This is a genomic window from Pseudomonas sp. SF2 (assembly GCF_036858055.1).
Classification (GTDB): Bacteria; Pseudomonadota; Gammaproteobacteria; order Pseudomonadales; family Pseudomonadaceae; genus Aquipseudomonas.
In genome coordinates this window covers 34919-41781 of sequence record NZ_JAMBDI010000006.1, presented here as the reverse complement: position 1 = coordinate 41781, position 6863 = coordinate 34919, and the positions used below count along the sequence as shown (strand labels likewise).

Sequence of the window (6863 nt, the reverse complement as noted above, 5' to 3'; positions counted from 1 at the left end):
TCTCCGGTTTGTACCGCGGGCACGCCCGCTCCCACAGGTTATGATTGCGTTCCTTCCTTCAAGCACAGGCCGGACCTTGACCAGAGAGCAACTCGAAACCCAGCAGATCCCGATCTACTTCGCCGTCGTGCTCGCCGCCGTGGCCTTCGGCCTGCTGGCCAGCGACACTGCACGCCACCTGGAAGCCCTGGTCACCCCCGCCATCACCGTGCTGATGTACGCGATGTTTCTGCAAATCCCCTTCCTCGACCTGCGCCAAGGCCTGGGCAACCGCCGCTTCATCGCCGCCCTGCTGCTGGCCAACTTCATCCTCGTACCACTGCTGGTCTGGGGCATCACCCGCGGGCTGCTCGAACACCCGGCGATCCTCATCGGCGCGCTGCTGGTGCTGCTAACGCCGTGCATCGACTATGTGGTGGTGTTCACCCACATCGGCAAAGGCGACGCCCGCCTGACCCTGGCCGCCACCCCCGTGCTGCTGTTGGTGCAACTGGCGCTGCTGCCGCTTTACCTGGCCCTGATGCTGGGTGACAGCAGCAACGTGGCCATCTCCGTCACCCCGTTCGTGGAAGCCTTCGTGCTGTTGATCGTGCTGCCGATGGTCCTCGCCGTGCTCACCAGCGCCGGCGCCCGTCGCTCGCGCACGGTCTCGGCCTGGAACGACGCCTGGGCGTGGATGCCGGTACCGGCCATGGCCTTGGTGCTGGTGGTAGTGATCGCCTCGCAGATTGCCGTGGTGCTGCGTGATTTCGACCGCTTGCTGCCGGTGATTCCGGTGTACATCGGCTTCATGCTGCTGGCGCCTGCGCTGGGCATATTATCGGCGAGGCTGCTGCGCTTGCCGGCCACCGAAGCACGCTCGGTAACCTTCAGCGCCGCCACGCGCAACTCACTGGTAGTGCTGCCGCTGGCGCTGGCGTTGCCGCAAGACATGCGCGGACTGGCGGCGGCAGCTGTGATTACACAGACATTGGTGGAGCTGGTAAGTGAACTGGTCTATATCAGGGCGGTACCCCGAGTCGTGCGCTGACCCGGGGCATCGGTCACTCACGGTCAGGAGCGCTCAGGGCACACGGCAAACACCTGTACCTCGACCAGGTAACCCTCTCCCAAGTCTGCGCCTACGCAAGCCCGTACTGGTTTCGGACAACCCTGCAACCAGGCGTCGTACACCTCATTGACCAGGTCGAAGTGGTTGTAGTCGGCAATCCATAACTGAACCCGGGTCAAATGTTCCTTGCCGACGTTAGCCTCAGCCATCAGCCCATCGATCGTACTCAACGCCTGGCGCAACTGCCCCTGCACATCCTGCCGCAGGTCGTCCGCGACCACGCCAGCCGTTTCGAACAGGCCCCTGTAGCTCACTGCCAGCGACATCCGTTCGCCTTGTCCATACCGTTCGATCATCAAGATTCCTCCTTTTAGCCCATCTGGTTGAGGCAGACGACTTTGGGCTGGGTCATGTCCTCGTAGGCGAACCGCACCCCCTCGCGCCCAAGGCTCCCATATTTGGAGCCACCGAATGGCATGGCATCGAAGCGGTAGTCGGACGAGTCGTTGATCATCACGCCGCCCGCCTCGATACGCCGCGCCAGGCTCAACGCCAAGGACAGATCGCGGGTAAACACACCGGCGTGCAAGCTGTACTCCGGGGCGTTGGCCAATGCAATCGCCTGCTCGATATCCTCGAAAGGCGCCAGCATCACCACCGGTGCGAATACCTCTTCACGCCACAGCCGGCTGCCATGGTCAACGCCTTCCAGCACCGTCGGCACATAGGTAGCCCCTTGCCGCTTGTGGCCGCAGAGCAGGCGAGCGCCGCCCTGAAGGGCCTGGCTCACGCGCTCTTCAATCTGCCGTGCCGAGCCTTCGGTGATCATCGGCCCCATGTCGGTTTCGCGCAGGCCAGGATCACCCACCACCATCGCCTGGGTCAAGGCAACGAAGCGCTGGCGGAACGCCTCATAGATCGAAGCGTCCACCAGGATGCGCTGGGTGCCGATGCAGTTCTGCCCGGCCGCCCAGAATGCGCCTGACACACAAGACTCGACAGTGGCCTCGAGGTCGCAGTCCTTCAGTACCAGCACCGGGGCGTTACCGCCCAGGTCCATGGCAAGTTTTTTCAGGCCCGCCCCGCGGGCAATCTGTTCACCCGTGGCGAAGCCGCCCGTGAAGGAAATCATCCGCACTTCACGCACGGCCACCAGGGCCTTGCCCAGTTCGGCACCGCCAGTGGCCACGGTGACGACAGCCTCCGGCAGCCCTGCATCAACCAGGTACTGCACCAGCTTCAAGGCAGAAAGCGGGGCCAGCTCCGAAGGCTTCAGAATGACCGCATTGCCACCAGCAATCGCTGGCCCCAGCTTGTGCGCCACCAGGTTGAGCGGGTCGTTGTACGGGGTAATGGCCAGGATCAGCCCCAACGGCTCGCGGGTGAACCAGCCCTGGCGCGACTCGGAGCCTTCATAGGCATCGAAAGGCACCACCTCGCCGGCGTTGCGCCGCGCTTCCTCGGCAGACAGCTTGAGCGTGTTGATGCAGCGTTTCACCTCCTTCTCGGCCTGACGCAGGGTCTTGCCCGCTTCGTCGACAATCAGGCCGGCAAAATCCGCGGCGTCACGTTCGATCAGCCGTGCGGCCTGCTCCAGAATGCTGGCGCGACGGTGCCGGGGCAGCGCGGCACTTTCGCGCACGCCCTGGCGGGCACGGACGAGCAGACCAGGCACGGCATCGGCAGCAAGGTTGGCGACGCTACCGACCAGGCTACCGTCGAAGGGGCTGTACACATCGATCAAGGTGGGTTGCTGGGCGGCTACCCGGGACACGGAAGTCAGGCTCATGAAGGTTGCTCCTCAGGCCGAGCGGCCAGCGTTGTGGATGGCGACGATATCCGACAGCAGGGCGAATGCCGTTTCCACACGTCCCGCACCTGGGCCGGACACGGTCACAGCGCCCAGCAATTCGGTGTTGAATGCAACCGCATTGGTGGCACCGGAAATACCCGCCAGGGGGTGGTTGCCGGGCAGCAGGCGCGCTTCGACGCTGGCACGCACCGAGCCATCGGTTTCACGGCTGGCACTGCCGATCAGCTTCCAACGCTGGCCCGCCGCCTGCGCTTGCTGGATAGCCGCGCTGTCGAGGCTGCTGATGCCGCTGCAGGTGACATCGTTCACCTGCAAGCAAGCACCGAGCAGCTCGTTGGCGAGAATCACCACTTTCAGGCGCACGTCATACCCCTCCACATCGGCGCTCGGGTCTGCCTCGGCGTAGCCAAGTGCTTGCGCCTGGGCCACCGCTTCGGCAAAACCAAGCCCCTCTTCCATACGTGTCAGCACATAGTTCGAAGTGCCGTTGAGGATGCCCTCGAACCCCACCAGGCCCGCGCCGGCCAAGGTCTGGCGCGCCATGCGCAGCACCGGTGTACCGCTCATCACAGCGCCTTCGTATTCGAACGACACGCCATTGGCCTTGGCCAAGGCCTTCAGCGCCTGGGCATGCAAGGCGATCGGCCCCTTGTTGGTAGTGACCACGTGCTTGCCCGCTTCCAGCGCCCAGCGGCAGAAGGTTGCCGCCGGTTCACCGTCCTTGGGGTTGGTGAAGGTAGCCTCGGCGATGATGTCGGCACCGGACTGCTTGATCACCGACTCGTTGAACGCCTCTGCCGAACCCTGAGGGATTTGCGCCAGCGCCCCCTTCTGAGCGGGCAGAGCAGCCAGCGTGGCCGCGTCCAGGCCGTTGCGGTCGATTGCCGAACCCAGGAACAGGTCGGTGACGCCAACGATCTTCAAGCCAAAGCCCAGCTCTTTCTGCCAGCGCGCATTGCGTTCGGCGATCAGTTGGGCCAGGGCACGGTTCACGCCGCCAAAGCCAACGAGTGCGATCTTGTATTCGGTCATGGTTTGCTGTCCTTCCAGGCGATTGGTCGATGAGGACAAGCCTAAGAGCCGGGCAATGCCAGTTGAATATGGCAATCCGCTGTATTTACTGGCCAATCTGACCAGTGCCCGATGCACGCCCGCGCGCCGCCAGAATGCACAACGCCGCCAGGGCGCAAGCCCGGGCGGCGTTGTTGGGGCGAGGGTTACCAAACGCGAGTGCGCGGCTCAGATCACCGTGGCCAGGACGAACGATGTCACAGTGTTCTCGACCCCCGGCATGGCGGCAATCTCCTTCCATACATGGTGCACCCGTTCCGGGCTGGAAGCCTCGACGCGCAGCAGCAGGTCGAACTCGCCGCTGAGCACTTCACACTGGATAACCTCGGGGATCTGGCGCAACGCATCGAGCACAGCTTCTCCGCGCATGCGGTCATAGCGGTAGACGAAGATGACCGCGTTGATCAACGAGGTCGGTCGTCGTCCCTCACCGATGCGCAAGGTGTAGCCCTGGATCGCCCCGTCACGCTCCAGGCGCTCGATGCGCTGGCGTACCGCATTACGCGAAAGGTTCACCTTCAGCCCCAGCTCGGCATGGGCAATGCGTGCATTGGCGGTGAGCTCGGCGAGGATACGCTCGTCCAGGGGGTCGAGGATGCGCTTCATCGTCCTGCCTGCAACCGGGCCAGTAATTCATGAACCCCCGCCAGGTCGTCGGGTGCCAGCAGCGGCCCGCCGCCTGCAGCATCCACGACACTGGCCGGTACTTCACCATGCCAGGCCCCCAGCTCCGCCAGCAACCCGGCGGACTTTTCCGGGGCAAACTGCCCCAGCGTGACGATGGGCGCGCCAATGTTGCGCCGGTGCAGGCGCCCGGCGAATGCCCCGGTGGCCGCGTGTGGGTCTACTGCGCTGCCGGTTTCGTGGAACAGCGTGACGATTTCTTCGCGGATCAGCGCGTCATCCACGGCATAGGAGTCGAACAGCATGCGCGCATGCAACCACTGGCGGTTGCCGATGCTCAATTCGCCACAATCCTCGAAGTGCTCCATCAGCGCCCGGGTCGCTTCGCCATCGCGGTCATACAGCTCCCAGACGAAGCGCTCCAGGTTGGAGAACAGCGAGAAGTCCATGACCGGCGACAAGGTCTGGCTGGTTGAGCCACGGCTGTAGCGATTGCAGTGGATGAACCGGTGCAAGGCATCGTTGCGGTTGGTGGAGACAATGATCTGGTTGATCGGCAGGCCCATTTTCTGGGCAATGAACCCTGCGTAGATCTCGGCAAAACTGGCCGTGGGGATGCTGAAACCCACCGGCCGATTGCCCCCACCCAGCTGAAGCGCCGCGTGGAAATAGAACACGATCTGCGCCAGCACGCCGACCCAGTTGGTCGAGTTGAAGCTCACGGGTATCAGCCCGGGGCATGGCCATGCACGCAGCAGCGCCGACACCAGCGACTGGCAGTCATCGAAGCTGCCGTCCACGGCCACGCAGCTGACGCTGTCGGAAGCGGCACTGCGCATCACCGCCGCCCGGTCGGCCGGCGTCCCTGCACTGGGGTACAGCGCCAGCAAGCGTGCCGTAGGGCAATGCCGCAAGGCTTCGATAGCGGCCACCGCCGTATCGCCGTTGCTGGCACCGACCAGCATGACCCGTTCGCAATCGGCCCCCAGGAAATGGCGGATGAGCCGAGCCTGCAACTGTGCGGCGAAATCCTTGGAGGACCGGGTGGGCCCGTGAAACAGCTGCAGGATCCATTCGTTGTGGCCAATCTGCTGCAACGGCGCGATGCCACGGTGCTTGAACCCGCGATAGCTGTCGCTGACCAGCGCCCTCAGGGTCGGCTCGTCGAGCGTGTCACCGACAAACGGTGCCATCACCCGCCAGGCCAGTTCGTCGAACGGCAACCACGACCAGCTGGCAATCTCTTGCTGGCTGAAGGTCGGCACCGCGGCAGGCACGTATAGCCCGCCATCGTCGGCCAGCCCGGAAAGCAGCGCCGTGCGAAAATCAACCCGTATCTCGTTGCCGCGCGTGGATGTGTACTGCATCGGTGCTCCAGGTAACTATTTGATTAACGGTGGGCCATCGCCACCAACCAGTGGCTGAAGGCCTGGGCATCCGTGGACAACGCCTCACCCAGGCCACGTACCAGGTAAAACGACTCGCTCGCCTCGATGCGCTGGGCAAAAGGCGCCACCAGCCGCCCCTCCTGCAGCAAGTCCTCCACCAGCGACGAGCGCGCCAGCGCCACCCCAAGCCCCAGTTCCGCCATGCGCAAGGTCGCCACCAGGGTGTCGAACTGCAGGCCGCTGGAGGAGTCGACCTGATCGGCGCCAACCCGCTCCAGCCAATAACCCCACCCCTCCTCGTAACCCAGCACATGCAGCAACGGGACGCGGGCCAGGTCGCGCGGCTCGCGTAGCGGGGAGCCGGCAATCAGCGCAGGCGAGCAGACCGGCACCAGCACGTCGCGGGTCAGGCGCTGCGCTTCCACTCCCGCCCACTGGCCGCTGCCCCAGCGGATTTCCAGGTCATCCTCGGCATCCAGTTCCTTGACCCACAGGTTGCTGATGTAGCGGATGTCCACCTGCGGGTGCGAACGGCGAAAATCGGCCAGTCGGGGCGCCAGCCAGAAGTGCAGGAACGACAGGCTGCCGCGCACTTTCAGGGGCCGACGCTGGCGTTGCCCGAAAATTTCATTGGTGCCTACCGCCAGCCGGCTTATCGCATCCTGCACCACCGGCAGGTAGGACTGGCCCTCTTCAGTCAACCCCAGCCCCCGGGGCAGGCGCTTGAACAGCGCCACCCCCAACTGGCTCTCCAGGTGGCGGATCTGCTGGCTCACGGCCCCCTGGGTGAGGTGCAGTTCCTCGGCTGCATGGGTGAAGTTCAGGTAACGCGCCGACACTTCGAAGGCTCTGAGCCAGTTCAAGGGGGGCAGGGTTTTCTGGGTCATCGGCGGTTTCTCGTGGCAACGTTCCGGTG

7 protein-coding genes are annotated in these 6863 nt (G+C 64.3%); 1 reads left to right on the top strand and 6 read right to left on the bottom strand.

All coding sequences use genetic code 11. From position 1 onward, the window contains the following. Positions 1-76: 76 nt before the first annotated feature. A complete protein-coding gene (locus M2S36_RS03810) occupies positions 77-1030 on the top strand; it encodes an arsenic resistance protein (RefSeq protein ID WP_207835658.1) in 954 nt (317 codons plus the stop codon). 23 nt (positions 1031-1053) lie between these two features. Here M2S36_RS03810 and M2S36_RS03805 read toward each other — a convergent pair whose 3' ends face one another. The 6 genes from M2S36_RS03805 to M2S36_RS03780 form a co-directional block, all read right to left on the bottom strand. Continuing rightward, positions 1054-1377: a RidA family protein gene (locus tag M2S36_RS03805; RefSeq protein ID WP_333956741.1), complete on the bottom strand. Its 324-nt coding sequence runs from the start codon at positions 1375-1377 to the stop codon at positions 1054-1056. Positions 1378-1421: 44 nt separating this feature from the next. Continuing rightward, a complete protein-coding gene (locus tag M2S36_RS03800; RefSeq protein WP_207835656.1) occupies positions 1422-2840 on the bottom strand; it encodes an aldehyde dehydrogenase family protein in 1419 nt (472 codons plus the stop codon). 12 nt (positions 2841-2852) lie between these two features. Further along, positions 2853-3896 (bottom strand): homoserine dehydrogenase, encoded by a 1044-nt coding sequence (locus M2S36_RS03795; protein ID WP_207835654.1) that lies wholly within the window; start codon positions 3894-3896, stop codon positions 2853-2855. A gap of 207 nt (positions 3897-4103) precedes the next feature. Further along, positions 4104-4541 (bottom strand): Lrp/AsnC family transcriptional regulator, encoded by a 438-nt coding sequence (locus M2S36_RS03790; RefSeq protein WP_015268886.1) that lies wholly within the window; start codon positions 4539-4541, stop codon positions 4104-4106. Next, positions 4538-5926, bottom strand: a complete 1389-nt coding sequence (locus M2S36_RS03785; RefSeq protein WP_085601707.1) for a threonine synthase — start codon at positions 5924-5926, stop codon at positions 4538-4540. The genes M2S36_RS03790 and M2S36_RS03785 overlap by 4 nt, the downstream gene beginning before the upstream one ends. A gap of 23 nt (positions 5927-5949) precedes the next feature. Further along, positions 5950-6834: a LysR substrate-binding domain-containing protein gene (locus M2S36_RS03780; protein ID WP_063911173.1), complete on the bottom strand. Its 885-nt coding sequence runs from the start codon at positions 6832-6834 to the stop codon at positions 5950-5952. Between the last annotated feature and the right edge of the window lie 29 nt (positions 6835-6863).

Coding starts and splice junctions, on each gene's coding strand:
- M2S36_RS03805 (WP_333956741.1), bottom strand. CDS start 1,377: ATGTCGCTGGCAGTGAGCTACAGGGGCCTGTTCGAAACGGCTGGCGTG.
- M2S36_RS03800 (WP_207835656.1), bottom strand. CDS start 2,840: ATGAGCCTGACTTCCGTGTCCCGGGTAGCCGCCCAGCAACCCACCTTG.
- M2S36_RS03795 (WP_207835654.1), bottom strand. CDS start 3,896: ATGACCGAATACAAGATCGCACTCGTTGGCTTTGGCGGCGTGAACCGT.
- M2S36_RS03790 (WP_015268886.1), bottom strand. CDS start 4,541: ATGAAGCGCATCCTCGACCCCCTGGACGAGCGTATCCTCGCCGAGCTC.
- M2S36_RS03785 (WP_085601707.1), bottom strand. CDS start 5,926: ATGCAGTACACATCCACGCGCGGCAACGAGATACGGGTTGATTTTCGC.
- M2S36_RS03780 (WP_063911173.1), bottom strand. CDS start 6,834: ATGACCCAGAAAACCCTGCCCCCCTTGAACTGGCTCAGAGCCTTCGAA.